Genomic DNA, 17,491 nt, shown 5'->3' with positions numbered 1-17,491 from the left:
CGCCTCAGACGAGAGCGGCCTTTCTGTTGCGCGCGGCGGTGAGGAGCGCGAGGAAGAACAGCAGGAACAGACCCGCCTCGTACTCCGACACCCCCGAGAGGTACTGGATCGAATAGATCGACAGCGGGTCGAACGAGTGACCCAGAAGCGTCGCGACGGTGCCCGAGAGTCCGATCAATGCGCCCGTTTCGGCGAGATCCGTGGCGCGTCGGCTACCGAGTGTCAGCGCGACGACCCCAACGGCCGCAAAGACGAGCGCCGAGGACGTCACGCCCGAGAGCCTGTCCACGTCGAGCAGCCCGTCGGCGAAGAGCATGTCGAGGTTCGGCCGCGTACCGGTCCCCAGATTCACGGCGTTGCCCAGCCCCAGCAGCACCACGGAAATCGCGACACAGATGCCGAGGAATCGCGCCTGCGGGTGCGACACCGTCAGAAGCGCGCCGAAGAGCGCGGCAAACCCCACGGCCGCCGAGGGCATGGTCGCGGGATGGCTCTCGGCCACGCGGACCAGAGGATCGACCCCGCCGAACCAGCCCACCACCAGAATCGCAAGCGACACCGAGGCGCCGAATCCGGCAATCAGCCCCGTCGGGTTGTAGCGCTGTGCGGAGAAGGACGATTCGGTCATGTACGGATTGCCTCTGCTTCCGCAACGATACAGGCTCCGCGATCACGCCCAAAGATTATTCTGCGTCAGGCACTCGTCTTTAGCCGTTTCCGGCCACTACCCTACTGGGCGGGCAGCGGCGGCAGGCCGAGATGCGCGCGCAGAGTGTCCAGAGCCGGCGCGAGATCGTCCGGCGAGGATTGAGCCGCGTCGAGTGCGGTCAGGGTCTCGGCCTGAATCTCGGGCGCAAGTTCCGCCTGCGCGACAAGCATCCTGACGCGGTCGTGATCGTAGCCCGAGACGGTCAGCAGATCGAGCAGTTCCGCAGGGCTCGTTCCCATGTCGCGTGCGATCGCGGCAAGCGGCTGATCGGCCGGGACCTCCGCCGCGCCATCCTGCTGCATCGCCTCGGCCGCGGCCTCCGCTGCGACGGCAGCCGCATCGGCGGCGGTATCTGCAGCAGCGCCGGCCGCGTCGGCCGCGGAATTTGCCGCATCGGCGGCGGCGGTGTCGGCTTCGTCTGCGGAGGTCGAGGCAGCTGCGCGCGCCTCGTCGGCGGCTTTGCGGGCAGCCTCGGCCGCACTGGCGGCGGCGGCCGCGGCTTCGTCCGCAGCGGCGGCGCTCTCGCCGCCAGGATTTTCGGCGACCTCCTCCACCGCTTGCGCGGCATTCTCGGCAGCCTCACGGGCGGCGTCTGCCCCTGTGCCCGCTGTTTCGGTAGCGCGATTGACCGCGTCCGAGGCAGCCTCGCCCGCGGCGCCCTTCGCCTCTTCGGCGGCCTCGCCTGCGCGCGCTGCCGTTTCCTCCGCAGCACCGACGGCAGCCTCGATCGCCGAGCGGACGGTGGTCTTGGCCCCGGTGGTGGCCTCTTCGGCGGTCTCGACCGCGTCCTCGGCCGCGGTTTCGGCGTCTTCGGCGGCCTGTTGCGCGTCGTCCGCGGTCGCGACGGCTGCTGCGCCGATCACCCAGAGGCCCACGATTGCGCCCGCGATGCCCTTGCCTGAAGTCATCCTTGTCCGCCTTTCCGATTGCCGGCGCGCCGGACCGGCCCGCCTGATAGGGTGCAGCTTGCATTCCGCCCGGAAAGACGCAAGTCCGCTGCCCGAGAAGGGGCTTTTGGCGCTTGATTCCAAAGGGGCTCGCGTCTATTTTGCGCCCCTGACCGAAATCATACGACTGGAGCAAAGTCATAGCCCGCAGACCTCACAACGCGCCTCCCACGCGCGACACCGGCCCCCGCGTCAACGACAAAATCCGAGTGGCCGAGATCCGTCTGATTGGCCCAGAGGGCGAGAATGTCGGGGTGGTGACCCCGGCCCGTGGTCTGGAGCTCGCCGAACAGGCGGGGCTCGACCTCGTGGAGATCTCTCCCAACGCCAAGCCGCCGGTCTGCAAGATCATGGACTTCGGCAAGTACAAGTACGAACAGCAGAAGCGCGAGGCCGAAGCGCGCAAGAAGCAGAAGACGATCGAGGTCAAGGAGGTCAAGTTCCGTCCGAACACCGACATCCACGACTACGACGTGAAGATGAAGAACGTCTACAAGTTCCTCGAGAACGGCGACAAGGTGAAGGTCACCCTGCGCTTCCGCGGACGCGAGATGGCGCACCAGAACCTCGGGCGCGAGCTGCTCGAGCGGGTGGCCGACGACGTCAAGGAACTCGGCAAGGTCGAGAACATGCCGAAGATGGAAGGCCGCCAGATGGTCATGATGATCGGGCCGACCACGAAGTGATCCCCGGCCGATGGCCGAGCGATGAGGGCGCCGCGGGCGCCCTTTTTCGTGTCTGCGGCAGAGGCGGGCCCGCGCTCAGCCCTCGCGCAGCCGTCCGCGCTGGGGGACTTCCTTCAGGAGCCCACCGACACCCATGCCCGAGATGTCGCGGGGGGTGACCTCGACGCCGCAGAGGATGCGCTCCATCACCCAGTCGGCGCCGTTGAGCGCGGGCGAACGGGCGCAGCCGGGCAGGCCCACGACGGGGCGCCCGCGCAGCTCGCCGATGAAGAGCAGGTTCCCGGGGTCGACCGGCATGCCGTAATGGTGCACCTGCCCGCCCGCCATGCGCACCGCCTCGGGCGCGGTGTCGGCGATGTCCGAGGTCGCGGAGCCGGTCAGGATGAAGAGCGCCTCGGCGTCCGAAGCGGCGAGCGCCTGCGACAGCGGTCCGGCCTCGTGCGGGACGACATGCACGGGCGCGAGGCTGACGCCGAGGCGGTCCAGACGGTCGCCGATTGCCTTCTGGCCCTTGGTCCCGTCCTCTCTGGTGCCGGCGACCTCGGTCTGGATCAGCTCGGCGCGGATCAGGGTCGCGGGGCGCAGGCGCAGCGCGTCGCTTCCCATCGCGCAGGCGCGGTCGAGCGAGGCGCCCGGCACGGCGTAGGAGATAATCTTGACCGTCGCCACCATGCCGCGCGCCGCCATGCGCTGCCAGCGCGGGACGGTCGCGACGGTGATCATCGGGTGGATGGCGTTCACCGCGTCGATCTTGGCGGCGTCGATCTCGACCACGCCCGGAGCGGTGGCGAAGAGGTTCGCGCGGCCCGTCGCGGCCTTGCCGATGCGCAGCCCCGCCGCCTCGGGATCGGGCACCAATGCCTCGGCGAGGCGCGCGGCGGCCTCGTCCTCGGCGATGTCGCCGGGATCGAGGCGCGCGGCGATGACCTCATCGTGCCCCGCCTCGCGAAGCGCGGCGAGGTCGGCGGGCTCCAGCAGGCGGCCCTTCTTGAGCTTGCCCGCGCCGGTTTTCACCGAATGGGCGAGGATCGCACCCTCGGCCTCCTCGAGTGGGACGGAGCCGAATCTCACCGCGCCCCCTTCCGCAGCACCTGCGTCATCTCGGCGATGATCGACACGGCGATCTCGGCCGGACCGGCGGCGCCGAGGTCGAGGCCGATCGGCGCGTGGATGCGCGCGATGTCGTCCTCGGAAAAGCCCGCCTCGGCGAGCCGCTCGACACGCTTGCCATGGGTCCGCGTCGAGCCGAGCGCGCCGATATAGAGACAGTCCGACCGCAGCGCGCGCATCAGCGCCGGATCGTCGAGCTTGGGATCGTGGGTCAGCAGCACGAGCGCGGTGCGTCCGTCGAGGCCGATCCCGGCCACCGCGTCGTCGGGCCAGTCGTTCAGGATCCGCTCGCCGGGAAAGCGCGCATCCGATCCGAAGGTCTCGCGCGGATCGACGATCACCGGATCGTAGCCGGCGATCCGCGCCATCGGCACCAGCGCTTGGGCGATGTGCACCGCGCCCACCACCACGAGCCGCAGCGGCGGGTTGTGGATCGCGACGAAGGTGCGGCTGCCTTCCTCGAAGCCGGACCGGTCCATGCGGAAGCGCGTCTCGTGGCCGTCCGCGTCGAGCCGGCGCGCGCCGGTCTCGAGATCGACGACATAGGCGCGGGGCTCGCGCGCGGCGCGCGCCGCGACGAGATCGGCGAGCATGTCCTCGGGCATGGCCTTGCCGACGGGCTCGACCAGCACGCGGATCGTGCCGCCGCAGGCGAGCCCGACCGCGAAGGCGTCGCCGTCCGAGACGCCGAATTCGAGCTCGCGCGCCGCGCCCTCCTCGAGCGCCTCGAGCGCCTCGACGATCACCGCGCCCTCGACGCAGCCGCCCGAGACCGAGCCCTCGATCTCGGCGTCGCCCGAGATCGCGAGCTGGCTGCCGACGCGGCGCGGGGCCGAGCCCCAGGTCTCCACCACGGTCGCGAGCGCGGCCCCCTTGCCCTCGCGGTGCCAGGCCAGTGCGGTTTCGGGGATGTGGTCGAAGCGGTCGAGGTTCGGATCGGTTGGCATGTCTGAGGCCCTCCTGGCGCAAATCTAGGCATGCATGCGGGCGATGTCGCCCCCTGCCAAGGGCGCACGCCCCTTCTTCTTGATCGAAATATCCCGGGAGCGCGAGGGCAGCGCCCTCGCTCCTACCCTCGCCGTCAGGACGTCACGTCGTGTCCGTAGAGCCAGTCGAAGCCGCTCATGACCCGGCCCGGGGCGAGCCGTCCGGCGAGGTGCAGCACCGCGTGGGCGGCAAGTCGCAGGCCCGGCAGGCGCAGGTGGTACTTCCACGCGTTGCCGTCGGCGGTCTCGACCACGCGCACGGTGCGGGCGTGGCGGCGGGTCTGGTAGGCGTGCAGGCGCTCGGCCAGCGATCCCTCGCTTTCGAGCGCGTCCGCCAGCACCCAAGCATCCTCGAGCGCCATGTTGGCGCCCTGCGCAAGAAACGGCAGCGTCGGATGCGCCGCATCGCCGACAAGCGCGAGCCCCGTCCCGTGCCATTTTGCGGCGACGGGGTGGCGGAAGAGCCCCCAGAGACCGGGCCTTTCGGCCGCCGCAAGGAGCCGCGCGGTGTCGCCGCCAAATCGGCGGAAGGCGTGGCGGAGATTGTGTGCATCGTCTTCGTGCTGCCACCCCTCGGCGACCCAGGTCCTCTGCTCCTTCACGGCGACAAGGTTGACGAAGCGGCCGCCGCGGAGCGGATAGCTCACGACATGCCGTCCGGGGCCCATATGGACGCGCGCCTCGGGCGGGTGGTCCGTGACGTTCTCGACCACGGCGCGCCAGGCCACCTGGCCGGTGAAACGCGGGGCGCGCGGCCCGTCGAGCACCGGACGGACGACCGAATGCAACCCGTCCGCGCCGATGACGAGATCGGTGGGCGAGGCCTTGTCCGAGACCGAGACCGAGATTTGCGGCGGCTCACCAGGCGTGACGCCGTCGACGAGAACGCCGGTGCGGATCGTCACGCCGGCCGCGCGCGCGGCTTGCCCGAGGAGCGCAACGAGATCGCCGCGATGCACGAAGCGATAGCCGTCCGAGAGGCCGCGGGCGGCGAGATCGAGCCGCAGGACCTCGCGCCCCGCACGGTAGTCGCGCAGCGAGACCGCGGCGGCGCGCGGCGCCGGCTCGAGCCCGTCTTCGAGACCGAGCGCGCGCAGCACGGCGAGCCCGTTCGGCGTGATCTGGAGCCCGGCCCCGACCTCGCGCAGCTCGGCGGCACGTTCGAGAAGCTCCACCCGCGCGCCACGGCGCGCCAGGGCCGTCGCGGTCGCGAGCCCGGCAATGCCGCCGCCCACCACGGTCACGTGCATATCCCGCAGTCGCATGCGCCTCCCTTTCAACGCGAAACGCCGGAGCTCTGCCCCGGCGCCCTGCCCGTTTCTGCGGGGCATTCCATGCGGTCAGTCGTCGCGATGGACCTTCTCGCGGCGCTCGTGACGCTCCTGCGCCTCGAGGCTCATCGTGGCGATCGGCCGTGCATCGAGACGCTTGAGCGAGATCGGCTCACCGGTCACCTCGCAATAGCCGTATTCGCCCTCTTCGATCCGGCGCAGCGCGCTGTCGATCTTGGCGACGAGCTTGCGCTGGCGGTCGCGGGTCCGAAGCTCGATCGCGCGGTCGGTTTCCTCGCTTGCGCGGTCGCTCACGTCGGGAATGTTGCGGGAGCTGTCCTGCAGCCCCTCGATCGTGTCCCGGCTGTCGGCCAGAAGGTCGGTCTTCCACGTGATCAGCTTGCGGCGGAAGTACTCGAGCTGGCGTTCGTTCATGAACGGCTCGTCGTCCGCCGGCCGGTAATCATCGGGAAGAAACGATTCAGGTTTCATGGCGCATCCCTTATCAACGCCGATATCTGCCATAAGAAATTCCCCAGATATCAGGCACCCCTGCGGGCAGCACTTAACCGAACCCAAGGGCAATGTCACTACTGATTTCGGAGCCCGCCCGAGCAATTCACGGTAAGGTTCCATGACAATTGCATGACCTTTTCCGCGCCCTCGCAGCCCGCGCGCCACCTTGCCAAAACGGGTCCGGGCCGGTAGCCGCACGCAAGGCGGCAGCGCCGGCAGCGGGCAAGGAGAGCACATGCGTTTCGAGGGGACCGACGCCTACGTGGCGACCGAGGATCTGACCATGGCGGTGAACGCGGCCGTGGCGCTGGAGCGTCCGCTTCTGGTGAAGGGCGAGCCCGGCACGGGAAAGACCGAGCTCGCCCGGCAGGTGGCCGAGGCACTCGGGCTGCGCATGATCGAATGGTCGATCAAATCCACCACGAAGGCGCAGCAGGGCCTCTACGAATACGACGCGGTGAGCCGCCTGCGCGACAGCCAGCTCGGCGACGAGCGGGTGAACGACGTCTCCAACTACATCCGCAAGGGCAAGCTCTGGCAGGCTTTCGAGGCCGGCGAGAAGATCGTCCTGCTGATCGACGAGGTCGACAAGGCGGATATCGAGTTCCCGAACGACCTCCTGCAGGAGCTCGACCGGATGGAGTTCCACGTCTACGAGACCGGCGAGACGGTGCAGGCACGCCACCGCCCGATCGTGATCATCACGTCGAACAACGAGAAGGAGCTGCCGGACGCCTTCCTGCGCCGCTGCTTCTTCCACTACATCCGTTTCCCGGAGCCCGAGGTGCTGAAGAAGATCGTCGAGGTGCACCATCCCGGCATCAAGCAGGAGCTGCTGTCGGTCGCGCTGACGCAGTTCTACGAGATCCGCGAGCAGCCGGGGCTGAAGAAGAAGCCCTCGACCTCCGAAGTCCTCGACTGGCTGAAGCTTCTGCTGGCCGAGGACATGGATCCCGCCGATCTGAGGCGCGAGGGCGCGAACGCCCTGCCGAAGTTGCACGGAGCGCTGCTGAAGAACGAGCAGGACGTGCATCTCTTCGAACGCCTCGCCTTCATGGCGCGAAGACAGGGGCGCTGATCGCGCAAAAGTTGCCAAACGGTCACGAGGCTGCGTTAGGCTTTTGGGGAAATCGAGTCCCGGGAGCATTTCATGGCGCGCTCTTACTTCACCGTGGCGACCTTCAATTTGCGCAATCTCGTCAATTCCGGCGTCACCTATTACCAGACCAATCGCTATTCCGAAGCGGCATTCGCGCGGAAAATCGCGTGGCTTGCTGAACAGCTCTACCGGATGGACGCCGATTTCGTCGGCTGCCAGGAGGTGTTCCATGCCGAGGCCTTCCAGGCGCTCGCCGACGCCTACGAGGCCATCGTGGCCGAGCGCGATGGGACCGGTGCCGCGGAACGGAAGCGCTATTCGGAGGTCTGGCACTTGCCGAACGCGCAAGGCAGCGCCGAGGACCCGTCTCCCGGCGTCGGCTTTCTCAGCCGCAGCCCGATCCTCGAGAAGCGATCGCGACAGGATCTGACGGACGATCCGATCGAGGTCGCCGATATCGGCGGATTGGATTACCGGCTGACGCAGCTCTCGCGTCCCCAGCAATTCGCGCGCGTGGCGCTGGCCGAAGGTCACGAGGGCTGGATCGCAAACGCGCATCTGAAATCGAAGCGCCCGCTCTACGCCGCCGGGTCCGAGGCGGAGGTGGAGGCCAATGCCGAATTTCTCGAGCGGGCGATGGGGTCGCTCCGCAGCCTCGTGCTGCGCGCGGGCGAGGCGCTGGCGCTCCGCCGCGAGGTGATCGGGCTGATGGAGGGCACAACGACGCCGCTGATCGTCGTGGGCGATCTCAACGACGACATCGGAGCTGTGACGACCGAGATGGTGCGCGGCGAGGCCCCGTTCCGCGGGCTGCCGATCGACGTGAAGGCGCTCTTCTGGGACGTGGAGATGCATTCGGCCGCGCGCATCCAGCTGCGGCGGTCCGAAGGTGTCGAATTCTTTACCAATATCTACAACGGTCACTATTCGACCATCGACCACATCCTCGTCAGCCAGGAATTCTTTTACCGCAACACGCGCGCGATCGGGGACGTGGCCTTCGTGCGCTGCCTCAACGACCATCTGACCGACAGCTCGCTGACCGGCGCTCCGGGGCTCGGCGCCGCGTCGGATCACGGCCAGATCACCGCACGGCTCTGGATCGACACCTGACCGGCTCGGCGGCGCCCGCTGTTGCCGCTTTGCACCGAAGCGCGGCCTGACCGGGCATGGTGTTTGCCGCGTGCGCAGCTTTCGTAGCACGATGGGAGTCGGCCGACCGGAATGGCGCCGCAGGGGCGGTGCGCAATTTTCGCGGCCTCAGACACTTCCGAGCAGGCAGACAACCGCGTGAGCTCCCTCCCCCTCCAACGCCGACCCAGCCCGTTTCGGACGGCCGGGAGGCGCCGCGCAGTCTTGATCCTCTCGGTCCTTCTCGGCGCATGTGTACCCACGGCGCCCATCCCCGAAGCCGCGACCCGCATTGCGACCGCTCCGGACGCCATCCTACCACCCATGAAGACCTTTGCCGCGCGGCGCGTTCCGTCCGGCACGACCTCCAACGCGGATCTTGTCCGCGATTTCCTCGACCTCTCCTTCACGCTGGAATCCGGGCGGCCGCTGGAGAGCTTCACCCGGTTCGAGACGCCGGTGGGCGTGCGCCTGACCGGTCCCGCGGGCGCCGCGATGCGGTCGGATCTCGCGCGCCTCCTGTCCCGGCTGCGCGACGAGGCCGGGATCGACATCGCCGCGACGGAGCGGCGCGATGCGCAGATCACCGTGCAGGTGGTGCGCCGCTCGGACATCCGCCGCCATCTGCCGCAGGCGGCCTGTTTCGTCGTGCCGAACGTCTCCTCGCTGGCCGAGTATGCGGACAAGCGCCACGCGCCCGACGTGTCCTGGTCTAAGCTCACCGAACGCAGCCGCGCCGCAATCTTCGTGCCGGGCGACACCTCGCCTCAGGAAGCCCGCGATTGCCTGCACGAGGAGCTGGCGCAGGCGCTCGGGCCGCTCAACGACCTATACCGGCTGCCCGAGTCGGTCTTCAACGACGACAACGTGCACAACGTGCTGACCGGCCACGACATGACGATCCTGCGGGCCTATTACGACCCGGCCCTGCGGTCGGGCATGACGCGGGAGAAAGTCGGGGCCCGGCTGCCCGGCATTCTCGCGCGGCTGAACCCCGCAGGCGAAGGCGTGCCGCCCACGGGGCTTGCGGACACGCCGCGCGACTGGACGGAGGCGGTGCAGACCGCGCTCGCCCCCGGCCCCTCGGCCGAGGAGAAACGCCGCGCCGCCCGGCGCGCGCTGCACATCGCCGCGTCCCTCGAACCGGACGACCATCGCCGCGGCTTCTCCCATTATGCGATGGGGCGCACGCTGCAGCGGCGGGCGCCGGACGCGGCGAGGTCACATTTCGAGGCGGCCGACCGCATCTTCGCCACCAGCGCGCGTACCGCCCTGCACCGCGCCTATGTCGCCCCGCACCTCGCCCAGGACGCGCTCTCCGCCGGCCGCACGGAGGCGGCCCTGGCCTGGATCCGCCCGGCCCGCGTGGTCGCGGAGCGGCACGAGAACGCGGCGCTCCTCGCCACGCTGATGCTTCTCGAAGCCGAGGCGCTGGAGCTCTCGGGCCGCGCGGCGGAGGCCCGGGCGGTGCGGCTGGACAGTCTCGGCTGGGCGCGATACGGGTTCGGCTCCGATTGGGCGGTCCAGGCCAAGACGCGTGACGCCGCCTCACTCACCCCGGCACAAGGAGGCGTCGTCCGGCCATGATCGTGCTCCTGAGCGCCCTCGCGGGCGCGCTTCTCGGCGGCCTCTCCGCCCGCCGCCACAAGGGCAACACCGCCGACATGGCGCAATATGCCGCGGGCTACGCGATCCTCTTCGCACTGATCGGACTGATCGCCACGATCGTGCTGGAAAAAGCGCTGGTCTGAGCACTGCCCGCTTCTTCTTGACGGAAATATCCCCGCCGGAGGCACCCCCGGCCGCTCACTCGGCCCATCGCCAAACCTGCGCGCACGGTCTAGAAAGGCCCCATGTTCGTGCCCTTCTTCGAAACCCTCCGCCGCGCCGGCGTGCCCGTCAGCCTCCGGGAGTACCTCACTTTCCTCGAGGCCATGCGCGCCGGCCTCGCGACCTACGATGTCGAGGCGTTCTACTACCTCGCCCGCGCGGCGATGGTGAAGGACGAGCGGCATGTCGACCGGTTCGACCGCGCCTTCGCCCATTGCTTCAAGGGGCTTGAGGACATCCCCGCGGAAGCGGTCATGGAGGCCGTGAACCTGCCCGAGGCCTGGCTGCGCAAGATGGCCGAGAAGCACCTCTCGGAAGAGGAAATGGCCGAGATCGAGGCGCTCGGCGGGTTCGACAAGCTGATGGAGACGCTGAAGGAGCGGCTGAAGGAGCAGGAGGACCGTCACCAGGGCGGCAACAAGTGGATCGGGACCGCGGGCACCTCGCCCTTCGGCGCCTATGGCTACAATCCCGAGGGCGTGCGGATCGGACAGGACAAGAGCCGCCACCAGCGCGCGGTCAAGGTCTGGGACAAGCGCGAGTTCCGCGACTTCGACGACCAGATCGAGATCGGCACCCGCAACATCAAGGTCGCGCTCAAGCGGCTGCGCAAATGGGCGCGGGACGGCGCGGCGGACGAGCTCGACCTGCCCGGCACGATCCGCGCCACCGCTGAGCACGGCTATCTCGACGTGCAGACGCGGCCCGAGCGGCGCAACGCGGTCAAGGTGCTGCTGTTTCTCGATGTCGGCGGATCGATGGACGCGCATGTGAAGATCGTCGAGGAGCTCTTCTCTGCGGCGCGGGCCGAGTTCAAGCATCTCGAGCATTTCTACTTCCACAACTGCCTCTACGAGGGCGTGTGGCGCGACAATTCCCGGCGCTGGAACGCGCAGGTCGCGACCACCGAGATCCTGCGCACCTACGGACCGGACTGGAAGTGCATCTTCGTCGGCGACGCCTCGATGAGCCCCTACGAGATCGCCATGCCCGGCGGCGCGAATGAGCACTGGAACCAGGAGGCGGGCCAAGTCTGGCTGAGCCGCGCGCGCGAGCAATGGCCAGACCATCTCTGGATCAACCCGGTGCCGGACAGCTACTGGGGCTACACCCAGTCGATCGGGATGATCCGCGAGATCATGGACGAGCGTATGGTCCCGATGACCGTTCAGGGCATCGATGAGGGCATGAGGATGCTGACGCGCTGACCGGCTAGACGGTTGAACGGCGTCGGGCGGTCCCGTGGAGCGCCTCGGCGACCGTGGGGAGCATGTGGACACTACCGGTGCCGTAAACTTCCCTGACGCCGATGCGAGGCGATACGCGGCATACCGGACTTATGTCGCGCGCGATGGAACGGCGGAGGCTCGTGGGCCGTTCCTGATCCGAACGGCAACCCATCAGGAGGACGATCGATGATCGACAAGTACGGCACCGCACAGTGGAAGGGCGATCTGCAGAGCGGCAAGGGTCACGTCTCGACCGAGTCGGGCGCCCTGAACGACACCCCCTACGGCTTCAACACGCGCTTCGAGGGTGAGCCCGGCTCGAACCCAGAAGAGCTCGTCGGCGCGGCACACGCCGCCTGTTACTCGATGGCGCTGTCGATGATCCTCGGCCAGCACGACGCGACGCCCGACAGCATCGACACCAAGGCGACCGTCTCGCTCGAGAAGGACGGCGACGGCTTCTCGGTGAAGAAGGTGCATCTCGACGTGACCGCGAGCGTGCCCGGCATGGACGAATCGCAGTTCATGGAAGCGGCGAACGCCGCCAAGGACGGCTGCCCGATCTCCAAGCTCTATGCCGGCGGAACGGCGCAGATCACGATGGACGCCAAACTGGCGTAAGACGACGCGCGCGCCCGGAGATGCGACCTCCGGGCGCTTGGCGCGGAGCCTTGAAGGCTCCATATTGAGCGCATGCTCAAGCTCACCCCCATCCTGCTCGCCATCCTCTACGCCGTCGCGATGTATCGCGTCTCGGCGTGGCGCACGGCGAAAGAGCTCGACGCGAAGTCGACCGAGCTTGCCGATCCGGTCCTGAAGAAGCTGACCGACCGCATGGCGGCGGCTCTCGACCTGCACCGGATCCGGGTGAACGTCTACGAGATCGAGCCGGTGAACGGGCTCGCGGCGCCGGACGGGCGCATCTTCATCACCCGCGGCTTCTACCAGAAATACCGCTCGGGCGAGGTGTCGGCCGAGGAGATGTCGAGCGTGATCGCGCACGAGCTCGGACATGTCGCACTCGGGCATTCCAAGAAGCGGATGATCGACTTCTCGGGCCAGAACGCGATCCGCACGGCGCTGATGATGGTGCTCGGCCGGATCATCCCCGGGCTGGGCGCGGTGATCGCGAACGCGCTGACCTCGCTGCTGGCGGCGCGGCTCTCGCGCTCGGACGAGTACGAGGCGGACGCCTACGCCGCGGCGCTCCTGTCGAAGGCCGGGATCGGGATCGAGCCGCAGAAGTCGCTGTTCCGAAAGCTCGAGAAGCTCACCGGATCCGGCGGAGCAGGCATGCCCGCCTGGCTCATGAGCCACCCCAAGACCGAGGAGCGCATCGCCGCCCTCGAAAAGCTCGAACACCGCTGGACGAAGGCCCCGACCTGAGCGCCATCCGTCTTCTTGGCGACAATATCCCGGGAGCGCGAGGGCAGAGCCCTCGCAGAGGCGTCAGCCTCTCCCCGTCACCTCGACCTGCGCCTCGGCCCGGTCGCGCCCGTTGACCTGAAGCACGATCCGGTGCGGGCCGGGATGCCAGGTGAAGGTGCTGGCCTCGGCTTTCAGCACGTGCCGTTTCGACAGGGCGAGCGGCGTATCCGGCGCGACGCTGCCCTGCCCGAGCTTGAAGACCTTCTCTGCGGCCCGTCCACTCGGACGGTGGAAGACGACGCGGTAATCGACGAGGGCGCGGCCGGGCTCTTCGGCCTCGATCCGGACACGCAGGTTCAGCGCCTCGCCGATCGCCACCCGGCGCGGCACGTCGAGCGTGACGCGCACGGGCAGGTCAGGATCGTAGCCAAGGAGGGCCAGCGCCCCGGGCTCGCCGCGCTTGACCGCGGTGCGCAGGGCATGCCGCGTCATCCAGTCGAGTTCCTTCGGGCGCTGCCGAGCCTCGGCCCGCCAGTCCCGCAGGCGACCGGTCACCGCGTCTGGCGCGATCTTCGAGATGTCGTTGAGATGGTTCGCGACGGAACGTGTGACGTATCGGGTGGGATCGGCATGCAGCGCATCGAGCAGCGGCAGCGGCCGCCGCGGATCGAGCGTGACGTTCGCGGCCCAGGGCAGGCGCGGGCGCGTGCCCTCGCTGACGAGCCGGCGGACGTGATAGTTCTCGTCCCCGGTCCATCGCTCGAGCCGGGCCAGCGTCTCCTCGGGCCAGCGGTTGAGGAAGGGACGGATGTAGAACTCCATCGAGAAGCGGCGCGTCGCTTCGTGCAGGAGGTCGAGCGCCCTCTCGCGATGGTGCTCGAGCCCGTGACGGACGGCGAGGATGCCGGGGACCGCGTGGATGAACCGGCCGAAATCGTCGTCGGTGCGGGCGGGATCGAGCGGCGGCGACATCGCCGCCTCGAGCGCCTCGGCCATGGCGGGAAAGTCGCGGGGTAGCTGCGCCTCGACGCAGGTCGCGAGCCAGTCCAGCCGCTCGAGCAGGCCCCGTCCGGCAAGGCCCGCGAGCGCCTCTTGTTCGAAGCGGTCCGGATCGAAGCCCGGCAGCACCGCGTATTCTCCCGCGAGCTGCCGGACTGTCCCCGCATTGAAGAGCTGGTCCGAGAGCGAGAAGCCCGCGCCGCCGCCCTGCCCGTCCGGCCCGCGCGCCATCAGAGGGTCGCGTTCACCGCGCCGCCGTCGAGCAGCCAGTTCTGACCGACGATGAACCCCGCATGCTGCGAGCAGAGAAAGGCGCAGGCCTGACCGAACTCCGCGGCCGTGCCGTAACGCTGGGCCGGAATCGTCTCGACGCGCCGTGCGCGGGCCTCGTCGATGGCGATCCCCTCGCGCTCCGCGACGCCGCCGTCGAGCGCGTCGGCGCGGTCGGTCGCGTGGATGCCGGGCAGCAGGTTGTTGATCGTCACGCCCTTCTGCGCCACCTGCCGCGCCGTGCCCGCGACATAGCCGGTGAGGCCCGCGCGGGCGGAATTCGACAGGCCGAGCTGCGGGATCGGCGCCTTGACCGATTGCGAGGTGATGTTGACGACCCGGCCCCAGCCGCGGTCGCACATGCCGGGCAGGAGCGCGGTCATCAGCGCGATGGGCGCGAGCATGTTGGCGTCGAGCGCGGCGATGAAATCGTCGCGGTTCCAGTCGTTCCACATGCCCGGAGGCGGGCCGCCGGCATTGGTGACGAGGATGTCGACGCCCGCCGCCTCTTCCAGAACCTCGGCGCGGCCCTCCTCGGTGGAGATGTCGGCGGCCACCGTGGTCACGTCGACTTGCCATGTGCGCAGGATGTGCTCGGCGGTGGCGTCGAGCGCCTCCTCGCCGCGGGCGTTGAGCACGAGGTCGACGCCGGCCTCGGCCAGCGCCTCGGCGCAGCCGCGGCCGAGCCCTTTCGACGACGCCGTCACCAGCGCGCGTTTGCCGCGAATCCCGAGATCCATATCGCTTCTCCTGTCTGCTTCACGTCCGCGCCATATGAACAGCAGGGCGCGCCGCGACACAATCGCATGGCCGTCCCCTCGCGCGGTGGCGGCCATGCCCTTCTTCTTGGGACAAATACTCCGGGAGCGCGAGGGCAGCGCCCTCGCCGCGCAGCGCGCGCCCGCGTCAGTCCGAGGTGTAGAAGAACTCCTCGCGGACGATCTTGCCGCCGGAGACGTGGTAGATACCCACCTCCTCCATGTCGAACTCCTTGCCGGAATTCTTGTCGCGGCCCTGGACCTTGAAGACGACGGCGAAGCGTTCGTCGCCGTGCGGGAACGGCCCGTCTACGCTCCCGCCGGTCGCCTCCATGTTCTGCTCCCACCATTCGTGCTTGCCCTTGATGCCGTCGAGGCCGTGCGTCTCGCGACTGTCCACCCCCGGCATGCAGTGCGCCTCGACCGAGACCGCGTCCGCGGCATAGAGCTTGTCCAGGTTCTCGCGCTCGCGGCCCTCGCGGCAGCCCGCGACGAGCTCGTTTGCGACACTCATCAGGTCCATCGTCATTCTCCCCGGATGTTCACCTAATGTTCACATCATGCCGCGGAGATGCGAGTCGGGCAAGACACTTTCATCAGTGGCTTCGCAGCGCCTCGATGAGCTCGTCCTTGGTCATGTCCGATCGCCCGTCGATGCCGATCTCCTGCGCGCGCTCGTAGAGGTCCTCCTTGCTCCACTCCTCGTAGGGGGGCTGCTTGCCGCCCTTCTTCGACGGCTGCTGGCTGTCGTTCGCCTTGGCGTTGGCGATGCGCGCCGCCTTCTCCTTGGACATGCCTTCGTCCCGCAGCGCGTCGTAGGTCTCTTCGTCCTTGATCGACTTGGCCATGATGGGTCTCCTTTCGGCATCCGAACCCGCCGCTGCCGGGCGATGTTCCCGCGCGGGCGATTGCGGGCGCTCCGGGGCGGCGCTATATGCCCGCCATGCTCGACGCCCCTTCAAACCGCCCCGCCCTGCCGCCCGAGATCGCGCGACGCCGCACCTTCGCGATCATCTCGCACCCCGACGCAGGGAAAACGACGCTGACCGAGAAGTTCCTGCTCTTCGGCGGCGCGATCCAGATGGCCGGTCAGGTCCGCGCCAAGGGCGAGGCACGCCGCACGCGCTCGGACTACATGCAGATGGAGAAGGACCGGGGCATCTCGGTCTCGGCCTCGGCGATGTCGTTCGACTTCAAGAACTTCCGCTTCAACCTCGTCGACACGCCCGGCCACTCGGACTTCTCCGAGGACACCTACCGGACGCTCACGGCGGTCGACGCGGCGATCATGGTGATCGACGGCGCGAAGGGTGTGGAAAGCCAGACCCGGAAGCTCTTCGAGGTCTGCCGCCTGCGCGACCTGCCGATCCTGACCTTCTGCAACAAGATGGACCGCGAGAGCCGCGACGTCTTCGAGATCATCGACGAGATCCAGGAGAACCTCGCGATCGACGTGACCCCGGCAAGCTGGCCGATCGGGATGGGGCGCGACTTCGTCGGCGCCTACGACATGCTGAACGACCGTCTCGAGCTGATGGATCGGGCCGACCGCAACAAGGTAGCGGATTCGATCCAGATCAGCGGGCTCGACGACCCCAAGCTCGCCGAGCACGTGCCCGCCGGGTTGCTCGAGCAGCTGAAGGAAGAGGTCGAGATGGCGCGCGAGCTGCTGCCGGCGCTCGACAAGCAGGCGGTGCTCGAGGGGCACATGACGCCGATCTGGTTCGGCTCGGCGATCAACTCCTTCGGGGTGAAGGAGCTGATGGAGGGGATCGGCAACTACGCCCCCGAGCCGCAGCCCGCCCGTGCCGAGCCGCGCCAGATCGCACCCGAAGAGCAGAAAGTCGCGGGCTTCGTCTTCAAGGTGCAGGCCAACATGGACCCCAAGCACCGCGACCGGGTCGCTTTCGTCCGGCTCGCCTCGGGGCATTTCGAGCGGGGCATGAAGCTCACGCATGTGCGCTCGAAGAAGGCGATGACGGTGTCGGCGCCGGTGCTGTTCCTCGCCTCCGACCGGGAGCTCGCGGAAGAGGCCTGGGCCGGGGACATCATCGGCATCCCGAACCATGGCCAGCTCAGGATCGGCGACACCCTGACCGAGGGCGAGACGCTGAAGGTGACCGGCATTCCCTCCTTCGCGCCGGAGCTGCTGCAATCGGTGCGCGCGGGCGATCCGATGAAGGCCAAGCATCTCGAGAAGGCACTCTACCAATTCGCCGAGGAAGGCGCGGCCAAGGTCTTCAAGCCGTCGATCGGCTCTGGCTACATCGTCGGCGTCGTCGGCGCGCTGCAATTCGAGGTTCTGGGCGCGCGCATCGAGAGCGAATACGGTCTGCCGGTGCGCTTCGAGCCGTCGCAGTTCACCTCCGCCCGCTGGGTGCACGGGCCCAAGGACGCGGTCGAAACCTTCGCGGCCAAGAACACGCAGCACATCGCCACCGACAACGACGGCGACACCGTGTACCTCACGCGGATGCAGTGGGACATCGACCGGGTCGAGCGCGACTATCCCGAGGTGACGCTCTCGGCGACCAAGGAGATGATGGTCTGACGGGCTGGCGCGCGCGATACCAAGCCTTTGA

The 17,491-nt window shown here is 68.4% G+C and carries 19 protein-coding genes; 9 read left to right on the top strand and 10 right to left on the bottom strand.

Translation table 11 applies throughout. The features are described 5' to 3' along the window. Positions 1–4: 4 nt before the first annotated feature. Together OCH239_RS11470 and OCH239_RS21695 are read right to left on the bottom strand one after the other, a co-directional pair. Positions 5–628: a hypothetical protein gene (locus tag OCH239_RS11470; RefSeq protein ID WP_037262580.1), complete on the bottom strand. Its 624-nt coding sequence runs from the start codon at positions 626–628 to the stop codon at positions 5–7. A 101-nt stretch (positions 629–729) separates the two neighbouring features. Beyond that, positions 730–1,617, bottom strand: a complete 888-nt coding sequence (locus OCH239_RS21695; RefSeq protein WP_051489424.1) for a hypothetical protein — start codon at positions 1,615–1,617, stop codon at positions 730–732. 179 nt (positions 1,618–1,796) lie between these two features. Between OCH239_RS21695 and infC the strand changes: the two genes are divergently transcribed. Continuing rightward, positions 1,797–2,342 (top strand): translation initiation factor IF-3, encoded by a 546-nt coding sequence (gene infC / locus OCH239_RS11460; protein WP_037262577.1) that lies wholly within the window; start codon positions 1,797–1,799, stop codon positions 2,340–2,342. A gap of 75 nt (positions 2,343–2,417) precedes the next feature. Here infC and OCH239_RS11455 read toward each other — a convergent pair whose 3' ends face one another. The 4 genes from OCH239_RS11455 to dksA all read right to left on the bottom strand — a co-directional run bounded on the left by OCH239_RS11455 (position 2,418) and on the right by dksA (position 6,201). After that, the gene (locus OCH239_RS11455; protein WP_037262574.1) at positions 2,418–3,413 is read right to left on the bottom strand and encodes a molybdopterin-binding protein; all 996 of its coding nucleotides are present in this window, start codon (positions 3,411–3,413) and stop codon (positions 2,418–2,420) included. Further along, on the bottom strand, positions 3,410–4,399 hold the full coding sequence (locus tag OCH239_RS11450) for an XdhC family protein (protein ID WP_037262572.1): 990 nt from the start codon (positions 4,397–4,399) through the stop codon (positions 3,410–3,412). The genes OCH239_RS11455 and OCH239_RS11450 overlap by 4 nt, the downstream gene beginning before the upstream one ends. A gap of 134 nt (positions 4,400–4,533) precedes the next feature. After that, the gene (locus OCH239_RS11445; RefSeq protein ID WP_037262569.1) at positions 4,534–5,703 is read right to left on the bottom strand and encodes an FAD-dependent oxidoreductase; all 1,170 of its coding nucleotides are present in this window, start codon (positions 5,701–5,703) and stop codon (positions 4,534–4,536) included. 75 nt (positions 5,704–5,778) lie between these two features. Continuing rightward, positions 5,779–6,201: an RNA polymerase-binding protein DksA gene (gene dksA / locus OCH239_RS11440; RefSeq protein WP_037262564.1), complete on the bottom strand. Its 423-nt coding sequence runs from the start codon at positions 6,199–6,201 to the stop codon at positions 5,779–5,781. Positions 6,202–6,460: 259 nt separating this feature from the next. Here dksA and OCH239_RS11435 point away from each other — a divergent pair, with 259 nt between their 5' ends. The 7 genes from OCH239_RS11435 (at position 6,461) to OCH239_RS11405 (ending at position 12,900) form a co-directional block, all read left to right on the top strand. Beyond that, positions 6,461–7,303 (top strand): AAA family ATPase, encoded by an 843-nt coding sequence (locus OCH239_RS11435; RefSeq protein ID WP_037262562.1) that lies wholly within the window; start codon positions 6,461–6,463, stop codon positions 7,301–7,303. A gap of 72 nt (positions 7,304–7,375) precedes the next feature. Beyond that, positions 7,376–8,437, top strand: a complete 1,062-nt coding sequence (locus OCH239_RS11430) for an endonuclease/exonuclease/phosphatase family protein (RefSeq protein ID WP_037262561.1) — start codon at positions 7,376–7,378, stop codon at positions 8,435–8,437. A 243-nt stretch (positions 8,438–8,680) separates the two neighbouring features. Further along, positions 8,681–10,042 carry a DUF2927 domain-containing protein gene (locus tag OCH239_RS11425; protein ID WP_037262560.1) on the top strand — a complete coding sequence of 454 codons (1,362 nt, stop codon included), beginning with the start codon at positions 8,681–8,683 and terminating at the stop codon, positions 10,040–10,042. Next, entirely contained in the window at positions 10,039–10,206 is a 168-nt protein-coding gene (locus OCH239_RS11420; protein WP_037262559.1) for a hypothetical protein, read from the top strand. Before OCH239_RS11425 ends, OCH239_RS11420 begins: the two co-directional genes overlap by 4 nt. 102 nt (positions 10,207–10,308) lie before the next feature. Next, positions 10,309–11,493: a vWA domain-containing protein gene (locus OCH239_RS11415; protein WP_037262557.1), complete on the top strand. Its 1,185-nt coding sequence runs from the start codon at positions 10,309–10,311 to the stop codon at positions 11,491–11,493. Between the two features lie 207 nt (positions 11,494–11,700). Then, positions 11,701–12,135, top strand: a complete 435-nt coding sequence (locus OCH239_RS11410; protein ID WP_037262555.1) for an OsmC family protein — start codon at positions 11,701–11,703, stop codon at positions 12,133–12,135. A 72-nt stretch (positions 12,136–12,207) separates the two neighbouring features. Then, entirely contained in the window at positions 12,208–12,900 is a 693-nt protein-coding gene (locus OCH239_RS11405; protein WP_037262552.1) for a M48 family metalloprotease, read from the top strand. A 63-nt stretch (positions 12,901–12,963) separates the two neighbouring features. Here the strand turns inward: OCH239_RS11405 and OCH239_RS11400 are convergent, their stop codons facing one another. The 4 genes from OCH239_RS11400 to OCH239_RS11385 all read right to left on the bottom strand — a co-directional run bounded on the left by OCH239_RS11400 (position 12,964) and on the right by OCH239_RS11385 (position 15,757). Beyond that, positions 12,964–14,112, bottom strand: a complete 1,149-nt coding sequence (locus OCH239_RS11400) for a hypothetical protein (RefSeq protein ID WP_037262549.1) — start codon at positions 14,110–14,112, stop codon at positions 12,964–12,966. After that, positions 14,112–14,891 (bottom strand): SDR family oxidoreductase, encoded by a 780-nt coding sequence (locus OCH239_RS11395; protein WP_037262545.1) that lies wholly within the window; start codon positions 14,889–14,891, stop codon positions 14,112–14,114. The genes OCH239_RS11400 and OCH239_RS11395 overlap by 1 nt, the downstream gene beginning before the upstream one ends. A 166-nt stretch (positions 14,892–15,057) precedes the next feature. Then, a complete protein-coding gene (locus tag OCH239_RS11390; RefSeq protein WP_037262542.1) occupies positions 15,058–15,432 on the bottom strand; it encodes a SnoaL-like domain-containing protein in 375 nt (124 codons plus the stop codon). 73 nt (positions 15,433–15,505) lie between these two features. Further along, positions 15,506–15,757 carry a DUF7218 family protein gene (locus OCH239_RS11385; protein WP_037262539.1) on the bottom strand — a complete coding sequence of 84 codons (252 nt, stop codon included), beginning with the start codon at positions 15,755–15,757 and terminating at the stop codon, positions 15,506–15,508. 95 nt (positions 15,758–15,852) lie between these two features. Between OCH239_RS11385 and OCH239_RS11380 the strand changes: the two genes are divergently transcribed. Continuing rightward, entirely contained in the window at positions 15,853–17,460 is a 1,608-nt protein-coding gene (locus OCH239_RS11380; RefSeq protein ID WP_037262674.1) for a peptide chain release factor 3, read from the top strand. Positions 17,461–17,491 lie beyond the last annotated feature (31 nt).

Source organism: Roseivivax halodurans JCM 10272 (genome assembly GCF_000521785.1).
Classification (GTDB): Bacteria; Pseudomonadota; Alphaproteobacteria; order Rhodobacterales; family Rhodobacteraceae; genus Roseivivax; species Roseivivax halodurans.
Note: the sequence above shows the minus strand (reverse complement) of the source record. Positions and strands in the feature narration are given on the sequence as shown.

Bases quoted from the DNA above. Each gene is read 5' to 3' on its own strand.
- OCH239_RS11435 (WP_037262562.1), top strand. From the start codon at position 6,461: ATGCGTTTCGAGGGGACCGACGCCTACGTGGCGACCGAGGATCTGACC.
- OCH239_RS11450 (WP_037262572.1), bottom strand. From the start codon at position 4,399: ATGCCAACCGATCCGAACCTCGACCGCTTCGACCACATCCCCGAAACC.
- OCH239_RS21695 (WP_051489424.1), bottom strand. From the start codon at position 1,617: ATGACTTCAGGCAAGGGCATCGCGGGCGCAATCGTGGGCCTCTGGGTG.
- OCH239_RS11420 (WP_037262559.1), top strand. From the start codon at position 10,039: ATGATCGTGCTCCTGAGCGCCCTCGCGGGCGCGCTTCTCGGCGGCCTC.
- OCH239_RS11410 (WP_037262555.1), top strand. From the start codon at position 11,701: ATGATCGACAAGTACGGCACCGCACAGTGGAAGGGCGATCTGCAGAGC.
- OCH239_RS11415 (WP_037262557.1), top strand. From the start codon at position 10,309: ATGTTCGTGCCCTTCTTCGAAACCCTCCGCCGCGCCGGCGTGCCCGTC.
- OCH239_RS11430 (WP_037262561.1), top strand. From the start codon at position 7,376: ATGGCGCGCTCTTACTTCACCGTGGCGACCTTCAATTTGCGCAATCTC.
- OCH239_RS11395 (WP_037262545.1), bottom strand. From the start codon at position 14,891: ATGGATCTCGGGATTCGCGGCAAACGCGCGCTGGTGACGGCGTCGTCG.
- OCH239_RS11400 (WP_037262549.1), bottom strand. From the start codon at position 14,112: ATGGCGCGCGGGCCGGACGGGCAGGGCGGCGGCGCGGGCTTCTCGCTC.
- OCH239_RS11445 (WP_037262569.1), bottom strand. From the start codon at position 5,703: ATGCGACTGCGGGATATGCACGTGACCGTGGTGGGCGGCGGCATTGCC.
- OCH239_RS11470 (WP_037262580.1), bottom strand. From the start codon at position 628: ATGACCGAATCGTCCTTCTCCGCACAGCGCTACAACCCGACGGGGCTG.
- OCH239_RS11380 (WP_037262674.1), top strand. From the start codon at position 15,853: ATGCTCGACGCCCCTTCAAACCGCCCCGCCCTGCCGCCCGAGATCGCG.
- OCH239_RS11405 (WP_037262552.1), top strand. From the start codon at position 12,208: ATGCTCAAGCTCACCCCCATCCTGCTCGCCATCCTCTACGCCGTCGCG.
- dksA (WP_037262564.1), bottom strand. From the start codon at position 6,201: ATGAAACCTGAATCGTTTCTTCCCGATGATTACCGGCCGGCGGACGAC.
- OCH239_RS11385 (WP_037262539.1), bottom strand. From the start codon at position 15,757: ATGGCCAAGTCGATCAAGGACGAAGAGACCTACGACGCGCTGCGGGAC.
- OCH239_RS11390 (WP_037262542.1), bottom strand. From the start codon at position 15,432: ATGGACCTGATGAGTGTCGCAAACGAGCTCGTCGCGGGCTGCCGCGAG.